16 protein-coding genes are annotated in these 15,826 nt (G+C 59.9%); 8 read left to right on the top strand and 8 right to left on the bottom strand.

The window, feature by feature from the left end:
• Positions 1-16: 16 nt before the first annotated feature.
• The 3 genes from cgtA to rplU form a co-directional block, all read right to left on the bottom strand.
• Positions 17-1,240, bottom strand: coding sequence for an Obg family GTPase CgtA (gene cgtA / locus HBO19_RS00335; RefSeq protein ID WP_154906582.1), 1,224 nt, complete (start codon positions 1,238-1,240; stop codon positions 17-19).
• Positions 1,241-1,433: 193 nt separating this feature from the next.
• On the bottom strand, positions 1,434-1,691 hold the full coding sequence (gene rpmA / locus HBO19_RS00330) for a 50S ribosomal protein L27 (protein WP_029292052.1): 258 nt from the start codon (positions 1,689-1,691) through the stop codon (positions 1,434-1,436).
• A gap of 34 nt (positions 1,692-1,725) precedes the next feature.
• Entirely contained in the window at positions 1,726-2,040 is a 315-nt protein-coding gene (gene rplU / locus HBO19_RS00325; protein ID WP_003176051.1) for a 50S ribosomal protein L21, read from the bottom strand.
• Between the two features lie 239 nt (positions 2,041-2,279).
• Between rplU and HBO19_RS00320 the strand changes: the two genes are divergently transcribed.
• From HBO19_RS00320 to HBO19_RS00310, 3 genes are all read left to right on the top strand, one after another.
• Entirely contained in the window at positions 2,280-3,248 is a 969-nt protein-coding gene (locus HBO19_RS00320; protein ID WP_038443490.1) for a polyprenyl synthetase family protein, read from the top strand.
• Between the two features lie 172 nt (positions 3,249-3,420).
• Positions 3,421-3,762: a zinc ribbon domain-containing protein YjdM gene (locus HBO19_RS00315; RefSeq protein WP_170056702.1), complete on the top strand. Its 342-nt coding sequence runs from the start codon at positions 3,421-3,423 to the stop codon at positions 3,760-3,762.
• 193 nt (positions 3,763-3,955) lie between these two features.
• Positions 3,956-4,213 (top strand): hypothetical protein, encoded by a 258-nt coding sequence (locus tag HBO19_RS00310; protein ID WP_029292069.1) that lies wholly within the window; start codon positions 3,956-3,958, stop codon positions 4,211-4,213.
• Between the two features lie 142 nt (positions 4,214-4,355).
• On the opposite strand, the gene HBO19_RS00305 is transcribed toward HBO19_RS00310, so the two are convergent.
• Positions 4,356-4,973, bottom strand: a complete 618-nt coding sequence (locus HBO19_RS00305; RefSeq protein ID WP_038443496.1) for an FKBP-type peptidyl-prolyl cis-trans isomerase — start codon at positions 4,971-4,973, stop codon at positions 4,356-4,358.
• A gap of 147 nt (positions 4,974-5,120) precedes the next feature.
• The gene (locus HBO19_RS00300) at positions 5,121-5,609 is read right to left on the bottom strand and encodes a TIGR00645 family protein (RefSeq protein WP_057441112.1); all 489 of its coding nucleotides are present in this window, start codon (positions 5,607-5,609) and stop codon (positions 5,121-5,123) included.
• A 164-nt stretch (positions 5,610-5,773) separates the two neighbouring features.
• Here HBO19_RS00300 and HBO19_RS00295 point away from each other — a divergent pair, with 164 nt between their 5' ends.
• Positions 5,774-7,597 (top strand): hypothetical protein, encoded by a 1,824-nt coding sequence (locus HBO19_RS00295; protein WP_170056701.1) that lies wholly within the window; start codon positions 5,774-5,776, stop codon positions 7,595-7,597.
• Between the two features lie 26 nt (positions 7,598-7,623).
• Here the strand turns inward: HBO19_RS00295 and HBO19_RS00290 are convergent, their stop codons facing one another.
• Together HBO19_RS00290 and HBO19_RS00285 are read right to left on the bottom strand one after the other, a co-directional pair.
• A complete protein-coding gene (locus HBO19_RS00290; RefSeq protein ID WP_169951064.1) occupies positions 7,624-7,944 on the bottom strand; it encodes a hypothetical protein in 321 nt (106 codons plus the stop codon).
• Positions 7,945-8,202: 258 nt separating this feature from the next.
• Positions 8,203-10,641, bottom strand: a complete 2,439-nt coding sequence (locus HBO19_RS00285; protein WP_170056700.1) for an ATP-binding protein — start codon at positions 10,639-10,641, stop codon at positions 8,203-8,205.
• Positions 10,642-10,906: 265 nt separating this feature from the next.
• Here HBO19_RS00285 and HBO19_RS00280 point away from each other — a divergent pair, with 265 nt between their 5' ends.
• The 4 genes from HBO19_RS00280 (at position 10,907) to HBO19_RS00265 (ending at position 14,276) form a co-directional block, all read left to right on the top strand.
• Positions 10,907-11,395 (top strand): DUF3015 domain-containing protein, encoded by a 489-nt coding sequence (locus HBO19_RS00280; RefSeq protein ID WP_029292080.1) that lies wholly within the window; start codon positions 10,907-10,909, stop codon positions 11,393-11,395.
• A gap of 94 nt (positions 11,396-11,489) precedes the next feature.
• On the top strand, positions 11,490-13,343 hold the full coding sequence (locus HBO19_RS00275) for a DUF4105 domain-containing protein (protein ID WP_170056699.1): 1,854 nt from the start codon (positions 11,490-11,492) through the stop codon (positions 13,341-13,343).
• Between the two features lie 159 nt (positions 13,344-13,502).
• Entirely contained in the window at positions 13,503-13,805 is a 303-nt protein-coding gene (locus tag HBO19_RS00270; RefSeq protein WP_169951070.1) for a chorismate mutase, read from the top strand.
• Between the two features lie 114 nt (positions 13,806-13,919).
• Positions 13,920-14,276: a hypothetical protein gene (locus HBO19_RS00265; protein WP_170041704.1), complete on the top strand. Its 357-nt coding sequence runs from the start codon at positions 13,920-13,922 to the stop codon at positions 14,274-14,276.
• Between the two features lie 150 nt (positions 14,277-14,426).
• Here HBO19_RS00265 and gdhA read toward each other — a convergent pair whose 3' ends face one another.
• On the bottom strand, positions 14,427-15,764 hold the full coding sequence (gene gdhA, locus HBO19_RS00260; protein ID WP_169951074.1) for an NADP-specific glutamate dehydrogenase: 1,338 nt from the start codon (positions 15,762-15,764) through the stop codon (positions 14,427-14,429).
• Between the last annotated feature and the right edge of the window lie 62 nt (positions 15,765-15,826).

Raw genomic sequence — 15,826 nt, 5'->3', positions numbered from 1 at the left:
AGTTTATCGCAACAGATCAGTCACGCACGTAAATGATTTCTGGACCATCTTCATCATCCACGTCTTCCTCGTCCCAATCATCGTCACCGATATCATGGACCGACTTGACGCCACTGCGGCGCAGGGCACGCTGGTCATCCAGCGCCTGCAATTGCGCGCGCGCCTCGTCTTCGATGCGCTGGTCAAGATCCGCCAGCTCGGCCTTGTAGACCGGATCGGCAGCCAGGCGATCAGCACGATCTTCCAGGTAGCGCATGATGTCGCGGGTCAGACGCTCAGTGCCTTCTTTGGCAATGGCGGAGATCACGTAGACCGGACCTTCCCACTGCAGGCGATCAACGATCTCCTTGACCCGTTCTTCATGCTCTTCTTCGAGGATCTGATCGCACTTGTTCAGCACCAGCCAACGGTCACGCTCAGCCAGGGACGGGCTGAACTTGGCCAGTTCGTTGACAATCACTTCAGCCGCATCCGGGGCACTGGTTTCATCCAGCGGCGCCATATCGACGAGGTGCAGCAGCAAACGGGTACGGGACAAGTGCTTGAGGAAGCGAATGCCCAGGCCGGCGCCATCGGAAGCACCTTCGATCAGGCCCGGAATGTCCGCAACCACGAAGCTTTTCCAGCGATCGACACTGACCACGCCCAGGTTCGGCACCAGGGTGGTGAACGGATAATCTGCCACTTTTGGCTTGGCCGCAGACACCGAGCGAATGAAGGTACTTTTGCCAGCGTTTGGCAGGCCCAGCAGACCCACATCCGCCAACACTTTCATTTCCAGCTTCAGGTCACGCTGCTCGCCCGGCTTGCCTGGCGTAGTCTGGCGCGGCGCACGGTTGGTACTGGACTTGAATCGGGTGTTACCCAGACCGTGCCAGCCGCCCTGCACAACCATCAACTTCTGGCCGGCCTTGGTCAGGTCGCCAATCACTTCCTGGGTCGCAGAGTCGATGATCGTGGTGCCGACCGGCACACGCAGCACCAGATCCTCACCTTTTTTACCGGTGCAGTCGGTGCTGCCACCATTGGAGCCACGCTCGGCATCGAAGTGCCGGGTGTAGCGGTAGTCGACCAGGGTATTGAGGTTTTCGTCGGCCATCATGTAGATAGAACCGCCATCACCACCGTCGCCGCCGTTCGGGCCACCGTTTTCGATGAACTTTTCGCGACGGAAACTCATGCAACCGTTACCGCCGTCGCCTGCTTTTACTCGGATGGAAACTTCATCAACGAACTTCATAACAAAACGCCTCTCGCCGCACGGACGAGCTTAAGAAACCAAGACATAAGACTCTTGCAAAAATGAGCGCAGCGACCTCAATCAGCGACCGCAAATCCCGCTGCCTTCGCCATTACAAACAGCTTTGCAAGAGACTCACCCCACAAACGAAAAAGCCCCGTCGCAAGACAGGGCTTTTCCAGCGAGCTCGCAATTAAGCCGAGACAACGCTCACGTAACGGCGGTTGAACGCGCCTTTTACTTCAAACTTGATCACGCCTTCGATTTTCGCGAAGAGGGTGTGATCTTTACCCATGCCTACACCGTAACCGGCGTGGAATTGGGTGCCGCGCTGACGCACGATGATGTTGCCCGGAATGATTTTCTGGCCGCCATACATCTTAACGCCAAGGCGTTTGGCTTCTGAGTCGCGACCGTTACGGGTACTACCACCAGCTTTTTTGTGTGCCATGAGTCAATTCTCCTAGTGAGGAATTAGGCTGAAATTAAGCCTGAATACCGGTGATTTTGATCTCGGTGTACCACTGGCGGTGGCCCATACGCTTCATGTGGTGCTTACGACGACGGAACTTGATGATGCGGACTTTATCGTGACGACCTTGGGAGATCACTTCAGCCACAACGGTAGCGCCAGCAACAACTGGAGCGCCGATGTTCACGTCATCGCCATTGGCGACCAACAGAACGCGATCAAAAGTAACGGATTCGCCGGTAGCGATTTCCAGTTTTTCGATCTTCAGGTATTCACCTGGGGCGACCTTGTATTGCTTGCCACCAGTAACAATTACTGCGTACGACATGGTATTTCTCCGATAATCCTGCTCACCCAGCGCTTTATAAGAAGAGGTATTGGCTGGCATGGCTGCATGGGATGGACGTCCCGAATGCAATTGCGTAAGGCAGGTGCTGCCCAGGAAGTTCAGGGTGCGCGATTGTACGCAAGCTGCGAGAGGCTTGCAAGTAGCCGTCTATCGCGCCTTGACACCCAGGGGCGCGGGTCCTAGCATGCCGCGCAACCCTTCTGGAGCGACTGTCGCTGATGCAACCCCAAGCTTTCTACCGCGCGGTGGCGGACGATTTTAGCGCCGTCGACGGCATCATCAAGAAGCAGCTGACTTCTAAAGTGCCACTGGTCTCCAAAATTGGCGACTATATTACTTCGGCCGGCGGTAAACGCCTGCGGCCATTATTAGTGTTGCTGTGTGGCAAGGCCCTGGGCCGTGAAGGCGATGACCTGCGCCTGCTGGCCGCCACTATCGAGTTCCTGCATACCGCCACCCTGCTGCACGACGATGTGGTCGACATGTCCGGCATGCGCCGTGGCCGTGAGACCGCCAACGCCATGTGGGGCAACGCGCCCAGCGTGCTGGTGGGCGATTTCCTGTATTCGCGCTCGTTCGAAATGATGGTCGAGCTAGGCTCGATGCCGGTGATGAAGATCCTGTCCCAGGCCACGCGCATCATCGCTGAAGGCGAAGTGCTGCAGCTGTCCAAGGTGCGTGACGCGAGCACCACCGAAGAAACCTATATGGAAGTGATTCGCGGCAAGACCGCGATGCTCTTCGAAGCCTCGACCCACAGCGCCGCCGCCCTGTGCGAAGCGAGCGCCGAACAGGCCGAAGCCCTGCGCACCTTTGGCGATCACCTGGGCGTGGCCTTCCAGTTGGTGGATGATCTGCTCGATTATCGCGGTGATGCCGAAACCCTGGGCAAGAACGTCGGTGACGACCTGGCCGAAGGCAAGCCGACCCTGCCGCTGATCTACACCATGCGCGAAGGCACCCCGGAACAGGCGGCATTGGTGCGCAAGGCGATCCAGAAAGGCGGCATCGAAGACCTGGAAAGCATCCGCGCCGCCGTGGAAGCCTCGGGTTCGCTGGACTACACCGCACAACTGGCCCGCGACTACGTGGCCCGCGCCATCAAATGCCTGGAAGCCCTTCCAGCCAGCGAATACCGGGACGCCCTGGTGGAGCTGAGTGAGTTTGCGGTAGCCCGTACTCACTAACACTCTGTGGGAGCCGGCTTGCCTGCGACAGCATCACCTCGCTACAGCTGATAGACCGAGGTGCCTGCATCGCAGGCAAGCCGGCTCCCACATTGAGACCGCATCGCCCCGCCCCCGGCAAAACCCTATATAATGTGCGACTTTTAGCCATCCTGACTTTCAAGGAGCTTTAGTGAGCACGTTGCCACCCTGCCCAAAATGCAATTCCGAATACACCTACGAAGACGGCGCTCAGCTGATCTGCCCGGAATGCGCCCATGAGTGGTCCGTCGGTGGTGAAACCGAAGCAGCCAGCGACGAAACCGTGAAGAAAGACTCCGTTGGTAACGTCCTGCAAGACGGCGACACCATCACCGTGATCAAGGACCTCAAAGTCAAGGGCACCTCGCTGGTGGTCAAGGTCGGCACCAAGGTCAAGAACATCCGCCTGTGCGATGGCGACCACGATATCGACTGCAAGATCGACGGTATCGGCCCGATGAAGCTCAAGTCCGAGTTCGTCCGCAAGGTCTGACCTGCCGCCATCCCGTGCCCCGCGCGGGATGGCGCTTCACCCTCTCCGTACCACCCCCTCCCCAGTAGCAAAAGGCCAGCCCTTTTGACCTTAAACAATGCCCACACAGAAAAACCAGGAAATTGCCAATAGGGACTTGCTATTCTTTGAATAAGAATTATTCTCATTGAAACCCTTCAAGGAGATGCGACCCATGACTTATTTGATTGATGCCTGGCTGGACCGTCCGCACCCTTACCTGCGGATCCTTCATCGGGAAACCGGCGAAGTCTGTGCGGTGCTGGAAGAAGAAGCGCTCAATGAACTGCAGGACCAGGGCGACCTAGACGTCAACGGCCTGAGCTCCAGTGAACCCGGGGTGCTTAAAGAGGTGGTGAGGAATCTGTTTCTGTTCTGCTATGCCCGAGCGTTGCGCCCGGTGACGGAGCTGCATGGCAAGTTTCACCCATGAGCAACCGCGCAGAACCTGATTGCATGGCCCTCTGCAGGAGCTGGCTTGCCGGCGATAACATCACCTCGGTGTAACCCATACCGAGTCGTCTGTATCGCTGCGACCCGCCAAGCCAGCTCCTACATAGAGCCATCAGCAGGTCTTACAGAACGTCGAGCAGCTCGACGTCGAATACCAGAACGCTGTGCGGCGGGATGCTGCCAACACCTTGTGCGCCGTAAGCCAGTTCGCTCGGCACGTACAGGCGCCATTTGCTGCCGGCATTCATCAGTTGCAGGGCTTCGGTCCAGCCAGCGATCACACCACCGACCGGGAATTCTGCCGGCTGGCCACGCTCGTAGGAGCTGTCGAACACAGTGCCGTCGATCAGGGTGCCATGGTAGTGGGTACGCACCTGGTCTTCACGGGTCGGCTTGGCGCCGTCGCCGGCGGTCAGCACCTCAAATTGCAGGCCGGAAGCCAGGGTGGTGATGCCGTCACGCTTGGCGTTCTCAGCCAGGAATGCCAGGCCCGCGCCTGCGGCTGCTTCAGCCTTGGCCGCTGCTTCGGCTTGCATGATGTCGCGAATCACTTTGAAGCTGGCAGCCATTTGCTCCTGGTCAACCCGGCTTGGCTTGCCGCCGAACGCGTCGGTCAGGCCAGCCAGGATCGCGTCCAGGCTGACGCCCGGTGGCGGGTTGTCGCGCAGCTGGTCGCCCAACTGACGGCCAATGCCGTAGCTGACGCGGGTTTCGTCGGTGGACAGATTGACTTCGGACATGGAAAGGCTCCGCTGTAGGACAACTGCAAAAATCCGCAAAAACGCGGGATCTGGCGTGTCATCCAAACTAAAAGGGCGAGCAGACTAGCACACTCGCCCCAGGCTTGATGAGCCCAAAATCCCAGGCCGGCAGGCGCCGGTCATGGATCAATGCTTGGTCAGTTTATCCAGGTAGCCCATGGCAAACGCCGAGATCACGAAGGTCATGTGAATGATCACGTACCACATCAGGTGCTGTGGATCGACATTCTTGGCATCCATGAAGATCCGCAGCAGGTGGATCGAGGAAATTGCCACGATGGACGCCGCCACCTTCATCTTCAGCGACGAAGAGTCCATGGTGCCCAGCCAGTTGAGCTTCTCCTTGTTGTCGTCGATATCCAGTTGCGAGACAAAGTTCTCATAGCCGGAAATCATCACCATCACCAACAAGCCACCCACCAGGGCCATGTCGATCAACGACAGCAGCACCAGGATCAGCTCCGACTCGGCCATCGCAAAGACATTGGGCAGCAGATGGATCACTTCCTGGAAGAATTTCAGCGCCAACGCCAGCAGCCCGAGGGACAAGCCGAAATAGATCGGCGCCAGCAGCCAGCGGGAGGCGTACATTGCATTTTCGATAAAGCGTTCCATGGAATCTCACACAGCTTGGCTAGAAATGGCGGCGAGTATATCAGCCGCGTACATTGCGCCATAACCACCCGGAAACTGACCTGTAGCGCTTCTGTAAGACAATTTTTCTGCTAGTGTCGGCCTCATCAACGTGGCTCGATGCTGCCGGACAGGAATCTCAAATAATGGATGTGCGATCTCCCTTGGCCAGTCTTGGCCTGTGTATGGCTTTACTGGCGGCCAGCGGCTGCTCCCCCAGCGACGAGCACAAGCAAGCCTCTCTGGAAGAAAAAACCACCCAGTTCGAACAATCCCTGGATACGATCCAGGATCCGCGCCTCAAGGAGGCCGTGGGCGAGCTGGGCGGCTCGCTGCTATTGCTGGAGCGGGCGCGCATCAAGCTCGACACCAAGCCAGTGGAGACCGAGTACGGGGAAAACAGCCTGGCCGTGCTTGCGCACTACCCTACCCCGCAAGCGCTGGTGGATACCTACATCAACGGGCTGTTCGTCCTACGCAAGAACTCGCACTCGGACTACCTGACCGATCTGCAACCGGTGTTCCCGTTCAGTTTCAATATGCCGGACCAATTCCCGTTTCCCCATGGCCTGGAATGGCAATCGGTGACCTTGAGCAACAACAAGATCATCCCGTTCCAGCCGGAATGGTCGGAAACCGACCCCGGCATTCAGTTGAGCCCCAGCAGCTCCAACCTGACCAACCCGGACGACCTGACCGTCACCTATCCCTTCATCGAAGGCATCGAGACGGACAACAAGAGCCAGCCCCAACCCGTCACCCTCAAGGGCCGGGTCGAGGTGATTGCACCCAGCAAAGTGCTGACCTTCGACCTGACCCGCAAAGACGTGGGCCACAAGCGCACCGAGGCAAACATCACGCTGACCCTGCTGGCCCTGGAGAACAACTACGCCGAGATCGAACTGACCAACACCAGCCCCCTGGCGCCACAAGTGGCGGATGAGTCGCCCAACCCGCTGCTGGTCCAGGCCCGGGACACCACCGGGCAATTTCTTTCCCGTGCCGGTTCGATCAATGAAAGCGCCGCCCAGGTGGCGTTCTACGAGCAGCAACTGGCGCAGATGCGCAAGCAGACAACCTGGTCCGAGGCCTTTGAAAAGCAGTTGCAAGACGAGCAGAAAACCTTCGAACAAAAACAGGCCAGCCACTACGCCAAGGTCTACTTCAACGGGGTGATCGATAACCTGCAAGTCAGCGTGCTGGATTTCTCCGACGCTACAGTCACCCGCAAGGACCTGGAACTGCCGATACGGCGCTTTGACAAGAACAGTCTGGAGAAAACCGTGCAGGGCCTGCCCATGCCCGTCACGGTGTATGACGATGAGGCCGCAGGCTGGCTCCAAAGTGCCAGCCTCTCCGAAGACCAGTTGAAAAGCAGCGTCGCCATCAGCCAGTCGGTGGACGACGCCAGCGCCGCCCACATCGCCTTTGACCATCCATTCACCTTCAATGACGACCTGATCGGCTCGACTCGCACCAGCAACGACGCCCCGCTGACGTTCTTCACCGCAAATGATCAAGGCAAGCGCGGCGAGCCCATCGAGCTGCCCACCGAGGCCTTTGAGGTCGACCCATGGCGCGCCACCATCACCTACGACCTTAATTTATTCCCGGAAACCCCGGCATTTGCCGTGGGATCGATCCCGCTGTTCCTGGCCACCATCGAAAAGAACACCGTCAACACCGCCCAACTGCCCAAGGGCCTGTCGATCCAGGACAACGCGCTGATTGTCGACCAGGCGCTCTTCCCTTCCGATAGCTGGCGCTTCTTTGCCAAGGACGCCAGTGGCAAGTACTTGAAGGAAATCCTCGGCGTCAGCCACCGCGCTGCGGAATACGGCACCGCGTTGTTTGATGTGCATTACTTTTATGGCCAGCCGACCGCGCTTGAAACCTACCAGCGCACGGCGTTGAACACCGTGCAATACGGTTTTGAGGTCAAGCTGGACAAGCCCGAGAGCAAATTGTAGGAGCCGGCTCCTACAGTGGTTGCGGTTTACAGGTGCAGGGCCTGGGGCCGTCCGCCATTGAGCTGGCGCAGGTGGGCCTGCAAGTGCAGGCACCAGATCTGCGGGTCGTCGGCCAGTTCGTAGCCGTGCAGGGTCAGGCTTTGCACGATGGATTCAAGAATGTTTTCCGCGACGAACGGGCCATGGAACGGCCCTTGGGACTTGATGGTCGAGGGCTGCTCACCTGTCATTCCGGCGGCAAACAGCAACGTCCACATCCCGGCATCCCCCGCAAGAGGACGAATGGAACATTCAATTCGGGTGACCAGGCCCAGGCACTGGCGGGTGAGGCAAAGGCTGCGCGGCATGGCGGCGACCCTCGGTAGATCCGGTGTTCAGCCTCCAGACACAAGGCCGTCTCTATCCCATGACTCCTGTAGATATCCCTTGAGCTGAGAATAGAAGAAAACCGGTACAAACCAAGATTGTAGGGACCAACGGCCATCAGCCCCCCACAACCCAGCCAAAAATATGGCGCTTTCCCCGCTCGGACCCGACTTGCCGGCGATAGCGATACATCGGGCGCCATCGCCGGCAAGTCGGCTCCTACAATGGGTGATCCCGCATCAGCTTGGCTTGGCTTCGACCAACGCCTGCTGCGCCAGCTCCTTTTCCACTTCCTTGAGGTCTTCCTCGCTGATCATCTCGGCAATCGCCCGCAGACGTTCAACCACGCGCGCGTTGACGCTACCCTCGGGGAATTGCCCTTCGGCATCCGGCTCGCCGGCAGGCTCGCCCACCAACAGGCTCAACGCCTCGTCGGCCTGGCGCACGGCATACACGTGGAACTGCCCTTGCCTTACCGCCTGCAAGACCTTCTCGTCGAGCATCAGCGTCGCGACGTTGGCCTGGGGAATGATCGCGCCCTGCTCGCCCGTCAAGCCACGGGCCTCGCACAGGCGGAAAAAGCCTTCGATCTTCTCGTTGACCCCGCCCACCGCCTGCACTTCACCGAACTGGTTGATTGAGCCAGTAATGGCGAAACACTGCTTGAGCGGGGTCTTCGACAGCGCCGAAATCAACGTACAGGCCTCGCCCAACGAGGCGCTGTCGCCGTCGACATAACCGTAGGATTGCTCCAGGGCAATGCTCGCAGAGATCGCCAGGGGGAATTCCTGGGCATAACGGCTGCCCAGGTAACCGGTGAGGATCATCACGCCCTTGGAGTGGATCGGCTGGCCGAGGTTGACCTCACGCTCGATATCGACAATGCCACTGCCGCCCGGGTACACCGTGGCAGAAATGCGCGCCGGCACACCGAACGCCGAATCACCGACCTCCAGCACCGTCAGCCCGTTGCATTTGCCCACTGCCGCGCCGGCGGTGTCGATCAGGATCACCCCGGCGAGCATGTCGTCGAGGATCCGCGCCGAGACCCGGCCGGTGCGCGTGGCCTTGGCCTTCAACGCGCGCTCGATGTGCCCGGCGTCGGTGCGTTCATCACCCGCCAGGTGGCGGATGAAGTCCGCCTCGCTGACCAGCTGGAACAGGTCGCCGATGCGCGCCGACAAACGTCCCTGGTGCTCCGCCAGCCGTGCGCTATAGGTCGCCAGGCGTGCCACCGCATCCGAGGTCAGCGGCGCCATGCCTTCTTCCGAGGTGCGGGTTTTCAGCAACTGGGCGAACTGCTCCAGGCTTTCATCGACCATCGGGATGTCTTCATCGAAATCCACCAGCACCCGGAACATCTCCTGGAAGTCCGGATCCAGGTCTTGCAGGGTGTAGTACAGCGAGCGGGCGCCGATGATGATGACCTTGACCTGCAACGGGATCACTTGCGGGTTGAGGGTCACGGTGGCCAGGCGGCCCAACTCGCCCAGAGGCGACTCCATCTTCAACTTGCGCGACTGCAGCGCGCGCTTGAGCGCGTCCCAGACAAACGGCTCGCTGAGCATTTTCTCGGCTTCGAGGATTAGGAAACCGCCGTTGGCACGATGCAACGCCCCCGGACGCAGTTGCCGGTAGGTGGTGTAGAGCGCGCCCTGGTCGGTGCTGTACTCGATCCGGCCAAACAGGTTGTCGTAGGTCGGGTGCGGTTCGAACACCACCGGCGCGCCGCCATTGAGCGGATGTCCCACCACCAGGCTCGGGCAGTACTGCTCTTCCAGCAACTTGCGCGCCTGGGCGTCGGTTTTGGCGTCATCCACCAGCAGTTCGACCACGGTCTTGAGCAGATAGACCTGCATCGCCTGCAGGTAGCCGCAGACGCCGGCGTTCTCGGCGTACTTCTCGGACAACGGTGCCAGCAATGGCTGCAAGGCCAGGGTGATGGTCTCTTCGTTGAACTGGCGCATCTGGTTGTTGGACTCGCGCTTCCACTGCGGCAGGCTGGCGAGTTCTTCGTTGAGGCGCTCTTCGAGCTCGGAAATATCCGTGTGGAAACGCTCACGGTCGGCTTCCGGCAGTTGCGAGAACTCGGCCTCGTCCAGGGCCTTGCCATCGAGCATCGGGGTAAAGGCGATATTGCTGCTGTCACGGTACAGCGCCACGTCCTTTTCCAGGGCCAGGCGCTCGATCACATCCAGGGCGCGGTCGTAGCGCTGGTTGAAGGCGCGGTCGATCGCGCTTTTGCGCTGTTGATACGTCGGGTGCTCGAACACTGCCGGGAAGGTGGCGACCAGGTTGTCGATCAGGCCACTGATGTCTGCGATGAACGGGGCCGCGCCGCCCGCAGGCAATTCCAGGGCGCGGGGCTCGCGGGGCTCGTCGAAGTTATTGACGTAGACCCAGTCTGCCGGGGTCTGCAGGCGCTTGCCTTCGGCCTTGAGGTAGCGTTTGACGAACGAAAAGCGGCCGGTACCGGGCTCGCCCATGACAAATACGTTGTAACCGGGGCGTGGCATGGCCACACCGAACTGCAACGCTTCAACCGCGCGTTCCTGGCCAAGCACACCGCGAAAGGGCTCCAAGTCATTGGTGGTCGAGAAGCTGAACTGTTCAGCGGAGAAAGGACGGGTCAGCGCTTCGGGCGCTAGACGCAAGCTGGCAGCAACAGGATCAGGCATCGGGCTTCCTTACATCAGGCGGGGCAATGGCGGCATTCTGGCGCCGTGCGTAGCTGGCTGGCAAGGCACGACTGAGGTAAAGCATAGACACGGGATGCGGCCTGCAAAAAAACCAGTCTGCATTGATTGTTTTACAAAAAAGCACGGAACCCTTGGAACATGCCTAAACTCCAAACTGCGCGGGTTGGACTAATAACTGGCCCCTAGGGTGCTTTGCGGCGCCTGAACCCTTGTCCATTGGTTTGCACACTAAGAGAACAAAGCTATGAAACGGATCCTTCTCGGTACTCTCTTCACCGTTGTCTCCCTCAATGCAATGGCCGAAGCGCCAGGTGGCCCTAACTGCGGTTGGGGCAACATGCTGTTCGAAGGCCAGCGCGGCACGCCGGCTCACTTCCTCGCTTCCACCACCAACGGCACCTCCGGTAACGCCACCTTCGGCATGACCTCGGGCACCAACGGTTGCAGCACCAACAGCGCGCTTACTTACGGCGGCAAATCGTGGATTGCCATGAATGGCATGATGAACGAGCTGTCCGAAGACATGGCCAAAGGCAATGGCGAAGCACTGACCACCTATGCCGTGGTCCTGGGCGTTGCTCCAGAAGATCGTGATCACTTCGCCGCTGTGACTCACGAACACTTCCAGCAGATCTTCAGCAAGGCTGACGTGACCGCAGAAGACGTGCACTCCAACACCATCGCTGTTCTCAAGGGCGACGCCCGCCTGGCGAAATACGCCACCCAGGCTTAAGCTCGACCTGCCCGCGCCCTTACCCGGCGCGGGTTTTATTTTTTGGACCTGCCCCTTTCCCGGGTCTTTATTTATTCCGACTTAAGTTGCCCCTATGCTCAAACGCCTTGCCTGCCTGGCACTCTTCGCCTGCGCCCCGCTATCTGCGGCGCCGCACCTTGATGATCAACGTTTGCAGCAATTGGCCAATGATCCATTCTGGCTTTCATTGGGGCACTACGAAGCCGGCAAGCTCAAAGGCTGGCGCAGCTATGTCAGCGACCAGAAATTCTTCCTCGCCAAAGACGGCGCCCACCACCCGGACGCCGAACTCAAGGCCACCGTAGACGCACTGTACGCCCCGGCCAGCCTCGGCGAAAAACATGCCCAATGCGTGTACCCGGCCCGCACCCGCTGGCTCAAGGACCAGTTGCACCTGACTGACCTGCCCGCCGTGGACTGCGTCGAGTTCAAGCAATGGTTCAAGGACGTCGCGCCCCACAGCGCGGTGATGATCTTCCCGGCGGCCTATCTCAACAGCCCATCGTCGATGTTCGGCCATACCTTGCTGCGCATCGACCAGGCTGATGTGCAAAGCAACAAGACCGCCTTGCTCAGCTACGCGATCAACTTCGGCGCCTACATTGAAGGCTCGGACAACAGCATCCTCTACGCCTGGAAAGGCCTGATGGGCGGTTATCCCGGCCTGTTCGCCCTGGTGCCCTACCAGGAAAAGCTCTCGGAATACCGTAGCCTGGAGAACCGCGACCTGTGGGAATACCGCCTGAACCTGACCCAGGTCGAAACCGAGCGCATGGTCGAGCACGTGTGGGAGCTCAAGCAAATCCAGTTCGACTACTTCTTCTTTGACGAAAACTGCTCATATCGCCTGCTGGAGCTGCTGCAAGTGGCCCGCCCCGGCCTGCGCCTGACCGAACAGTTCCCGCTCACCGCCATTCCCACCGACACCGTAAAAGCGGTGAAGGACGCGGGCCTGGTGGAGAAAATCGATTATCGCCCGTCCCGCGAACGTGAGTTGCTGGAGCGCGCCAAGCCCCTGGACAGTGACGAGCAGCAATGGGTGCTGAAGATCAGCGATGACCAGAAACAATTGCAAGATCCAACGTTCAAGGCCCTTGGCAAAGACCGCCAGGCCCTGATCATCGACGCCGCCTACCGCCTGGGCCGCTACCGCGCCAACGGCCTTGAGCGCGACAGCGAACGCTCCCAGCGCAGTTTCGAGTTGCTGCGGGCAATCAACCAGAACCCGGCGCCGGACCTACAAATCGAGCGCCCCGGCCTGCCGGAAAACGGCCATGAATCGCGCACCTGGCAAGCAGGTATCGGCACCCGTGGCGACAAAGCCTTCGGCGAATACGGCCTGCGCATGGCCTACCACGACCTAAACGACAACGCCGAAGGCTTCCCCCTGGGCGCGCAGATCGAAATCCTGCAGATGAAACTGCGCCAGTACGAAGGCAACAACTGGCAACTGCAACAACTGGACCTGGCGACCATCCGCTCCCTGACTCCGCGCAATGAGCTGCTGCAACCGCTGTCCTGGCAAGTCACCGGCGGCCTGGAGCGGGTACCGGGCAAACATGACGACGAAACCCTCGTCAGCCACGTCAACGGCGGCGCCGGCGGCACCTGGCAACTGCACGACGACATGCTCGGCTTTGCCCTGGGCACCGTGCGCGTGGAACACAACAACGACTTCAGCGAATTCATCTCCCCCGCTGCCGGCTTCAACACCGGGCTGCTGTGGAAAAACCCGCTAGGCAACCTGAGCCTGGAGGCCAAGGGCGACTTCTTCACCAATGGCGAGGTACGACGTAGTATCAGCCTGAATCAGCAGTGGGAAGTATCACGCAACCTCGGCGTGCGCCTAAGTGCGCAACGGGAGTTCAGCCACCTGGCGACGCCGGTTAACGAGGTGATGCTTGAGCTGAAGTGGTATCACTACTGACCGGCCCCAACGCCTATTGAAGATCCAGTGTGGGAGCGGGCTTGCCCGCGATAGGGGTGTGTCAGTCGCTGTGGATATGACTGATCCACCGCCATCGCGAGCAAGCCCGCTCCCACATTTGGCCCGCGTTTATCCCACACCCTAAGGAGCTCTTACGACATGGCCGTTACCTGCACCAGCCTTGAACACGTCCGGGAAAACATCGACCGCCTTGACCGCCAGATCGTCGCCCTGCTGGCCGAGCGCGGCAGTTTCGTGTCCCAGGCCGCCCGCTTCAAAAAAGACAGCGATGGGGTCAAGGCACCCCAACGGGTCGAACAAGTGATCCACAAGGTTCGCGATTTAGCGCAAACCCTCGGCGCCAACCCCGACGTCACGGAGCAGGTGTACCGCGCGATGATTGGCGCATTCATCCAGCAAGAACTGGCCGAACACGCTGCGCTCGCGCAACCCACCGCCTAAGCCCCTGTGGCGAGTGAGCCGCCCAAACAAATTGCTCACCCCGTTTTCACATCGCCCCGACGAATCCCCTTCTAGACTTCCCTTATCAGCCGCTCAACGGCCTGGGAGTATGAGATGTGGCGGTTCGCTGTGATGTTGGGTGTAGTGATGGCGCTTTCAGGCTGCCAATCCACCCACGATGAGTTACTGGCCAAGGGTTATCCACCGCCCTTCGCCGACGGTTTTGACGATGGCTGCAGCAGCGGGCGCCAGGCGGCCGGGGTGATTACTGGGGAGTTTCGCAAGAACGTCCCGCGCTATTTGAAAGACCAGGCGTACGCCGAAGGCTGGGAGGACGGCTTTCGCCAGTGCAAGGCCATGCGCGAGAGCGAGGACCAGAATGACTACCGCGAGCGCCATTGGGACGAGCGCGAACGCGCCTGGCAGCAGGAGAAGGACCGCGACGCCGCACGGGCTTATCGCAGCCAGTAACAGCAGAGCGAATGTGAGAGTTGTCGAGCCCCAGCGAAGCTGTGATTGCGCTGGGCCAGGCAGTAAACCTGTGCTGACCTACCGCTATCGCAGCCGCGCTGGGGCTCGACAGCTCCCACAATTGATCATCGGTGTCGCTCAGCTCGCGGTTTAGACGATGCCCTGCGCCAGCATCGCATCCGCCACTTTCACAAAGCCTGCGATGTTCGCGCCCTTCACGTAGTTGACCCGGCCATTCTCTTCACCGTAGTGCACGCAGGCATGGTGGATCGACTGCATGATGTTGTGCAGTTTGCTGTCCACTTCACCGGCGGTCCACAGCAGGCGCATGGCGTTTTGCGACATTTCCAGGCCACTCACCGCCACGCCGCCAGCATTGGAGGCTTTGCCCGGGGCAAACAGAATGCCCGCTTCGATAAAGATATCCACAGCCTCGAGGGTGGTCGGCATGTTGGCGCCTTCGGCCACGCAAATGCAGCCGTTGCGCAGCAGGGTGCGGGCGGCTTCGGCGTCCAGTTCGTTCTGGGTCGCGCATGGCAGGGCGATGTCGCACGCCAGCTCCCATGGGGTCTTGCCGGCGCAAAACTCCAGGCCAAAACGCGCGGCCAGTTCGCTGATGCGCCCGCGCCGTACGTTTTTCAACTCCAGCAGCGCCGACCACTGCTCGTCGGTCAAACCGCTTTCGCAGTACAAGGTGCCTTCGGAGTCGGACAGGGAAATCACCTTGCCGCCCAAGTCCATGACCTTGCGCGCTGCGTATTGCGCGACGTTGCCGGAACCGGAAACCGCCACGCGCTTGCCTTCGACGCGCTGGCCCTGGCGCTTGAGCATCTCCTCGGCAAAGTACACGCAACCAAAGCCGGTGGCTTCCGGGCGGATCAGGCTGCCGCCGTAGCTCATGCCCTTGCCGGTAAGCACCGAGGTAAATTGGTTGCTCAGGCGCTTGTACTGGCCAAACAGGAAGCCGATTTCCCGGGCGCCCACGCCGATATCGCCGGCCGGTACGTCCACGTCCGCGCCGATATGGCGGTACAACTCACTCATGAACGACTGGCAGAAACGCATGACTTCAGCGTCGCTCTTGCCCTTGGGATCAAAGTCCGAGCCGCCCTTGCCACCGCCCATGGGCAGCGAGGTCAGGGAGTTCTTGAAGGTCTGCTCGAAGGCGAGGAACTTCAGCACCCCCAGGTTAACCGACGGGTGGAAGCGCAGGCCGCCTTTATAGGGGCCGATGGCGCTGTTCATCTGGATACGGAAGCCGCGGTTGACCTGGACCTTGCCCTGGTCATCGACCCACGATACCCGGAAGGTAATGGCGCGTTCCGGCTCGCAGATGCGCTCCAGGATGCCCGAGGTCAGGTAGTGGGGATTGGCTTCAAGAAAGGGCCACAGACTGCGTAGGACTTCTTCCACAGCCTGGTGGAATTCCGGCTGATCCGGGTCGCGTTTTTTGAGGCGGGCAAGGAAGGATTCGACGGATTCGATCATGAAAAGTCTCGGCAGATTTATTGTCGTTAATGGCGATTTGCCCAGGACTTTATCAATTCATG

The organism is Pseudomonas sp. WS 5021 (assembly GCF_012985535.1).
In the GTDB taxonomy this organism is placed as follows: Bacteria; Pseudomonadota; Gammaproteobacteria; order Pseudomonadales; family Pseudomonadaceae; genus Aquipseudomonas.
The sequence above is the reverse complement of the archived record's forward strand: the minus strand, read 5'-3'. Positions and strand labels throughout refer to the sequence as shown.

What these genes read in the sequence shown, in the direction of transcription:
- cgtA (WP_154906582.1), bottom strand. Translation starts at nt 1,240, where the DNA reads ATGAAGTTCGTTGATGAAGTTTCCATCCGAGTAAAAGCAGGCGACGGC.
- rpmA (WP_029292052.1), bottom strand. Translation starts at nt 1,691, where the DNA reads ATGGCACACAAAAAAGCTGGTGGTAGTACCCGTAACGGTCGCGACTCA.
- rplU (WP_003176051.1), bottom strand. Translation starts at nt 2,040, where the DNA reads ATGTCGTACGCAGTAATTGTTACTGGTGGCAAGCAATACAAGGTCGCC.
- HBO19_RS00320 (WP_038443490.1), top strand. Translation starts at nt 2,280, where the DNA reads ATGCAACCCCAAGCTTTCTACCGCGCGGTGGCGGACGATTTTAGCGCC.
- HBO19_RS00310 (WP_029292069.1), top strand. Translation starts at nt 3,956, where the DNA reads ATGACTTATTTGATTGATGCCTGGCTGGACCGTCCGCACCCTTACCTG.
- HBO19_RS00305 (WP_038443496.1), bottom strand. Translation starts at nt 4,973, where the DNA reads ATGTCCGAAGTCAATCTGTCCACCGACGAAACCCGCGTCAGCTACGGC.
- HBO19_RS00300 (WP_057441112.1), bottom strand. Translation starts at nt 5,609, where the DNA reads ATGGAACGCTTTATCGAAAATGCAATGTACGCCTCCCGCTGGCTGCTG.
- HBO19_RS00295 (WP_170056701.1), top strand. Translation starts at nt 5,774, where the DNA reads ATGGATGTGCGATCTCCCTTGGCCAGTCTTGGCCTGTGTATGGCTTTA.
- HBO19_RS00290 (WP_169951064.1), bottom strand. Translation starts at nt 7,944, where the DNA reads ATGCCGCGCAGCCTTTGCCTCACCCGCCAGTGCCTGGGCCTGGTCACC.
- HBO19_RS00285 (WP_170056700.1), bottom strand. Translation starts at nt 10,641, where the DNA reads ATGCCTGATCCTGTTGCTGCCAGCTTGCGTCTAGCGCCCGAAGCGCTG.
- HBO19_RS00280 (WP_029292080.1), top strand. Translation starts at nt 10,907, where the DNA reads ATGAAACGGATCCTTCTCGGTACTCTCTTCACCGTTGTCTCCCTCAAT.
- HBO19_RS00275 (WP_170056699.1), top strand. Translation starts at nt 11,490, where the DNA reads ATGCTCAAACGCCTTGCCTGCCTGGCACTCTTCGCCTGCGCCCCGCTA.
- HBO19_RS00270 (WP_169951070.1), top strand. Translation starts at nt 13,503, where the DNA reads ATGGCCGTTACCTGCACCAGCCTTGAACACGTCCGGGAAAACATCGAC.
- HBO19_RS00265 (WP_170041704.1), top strand. Translation starts at nt 13,920, where the DNA reads ATGTGGCGGTTCGCTGTGATGTTGGGTGTAGTGATGGCGCTTTCAGGC.
- gdhA (WP_169951074.1), bottom strand. Translation starts at nt 15,764, where the DNA reads ATGATCGAATCCGTCGAATCCTTCCTTGCCCGCCTCAAAAAACGCGAC.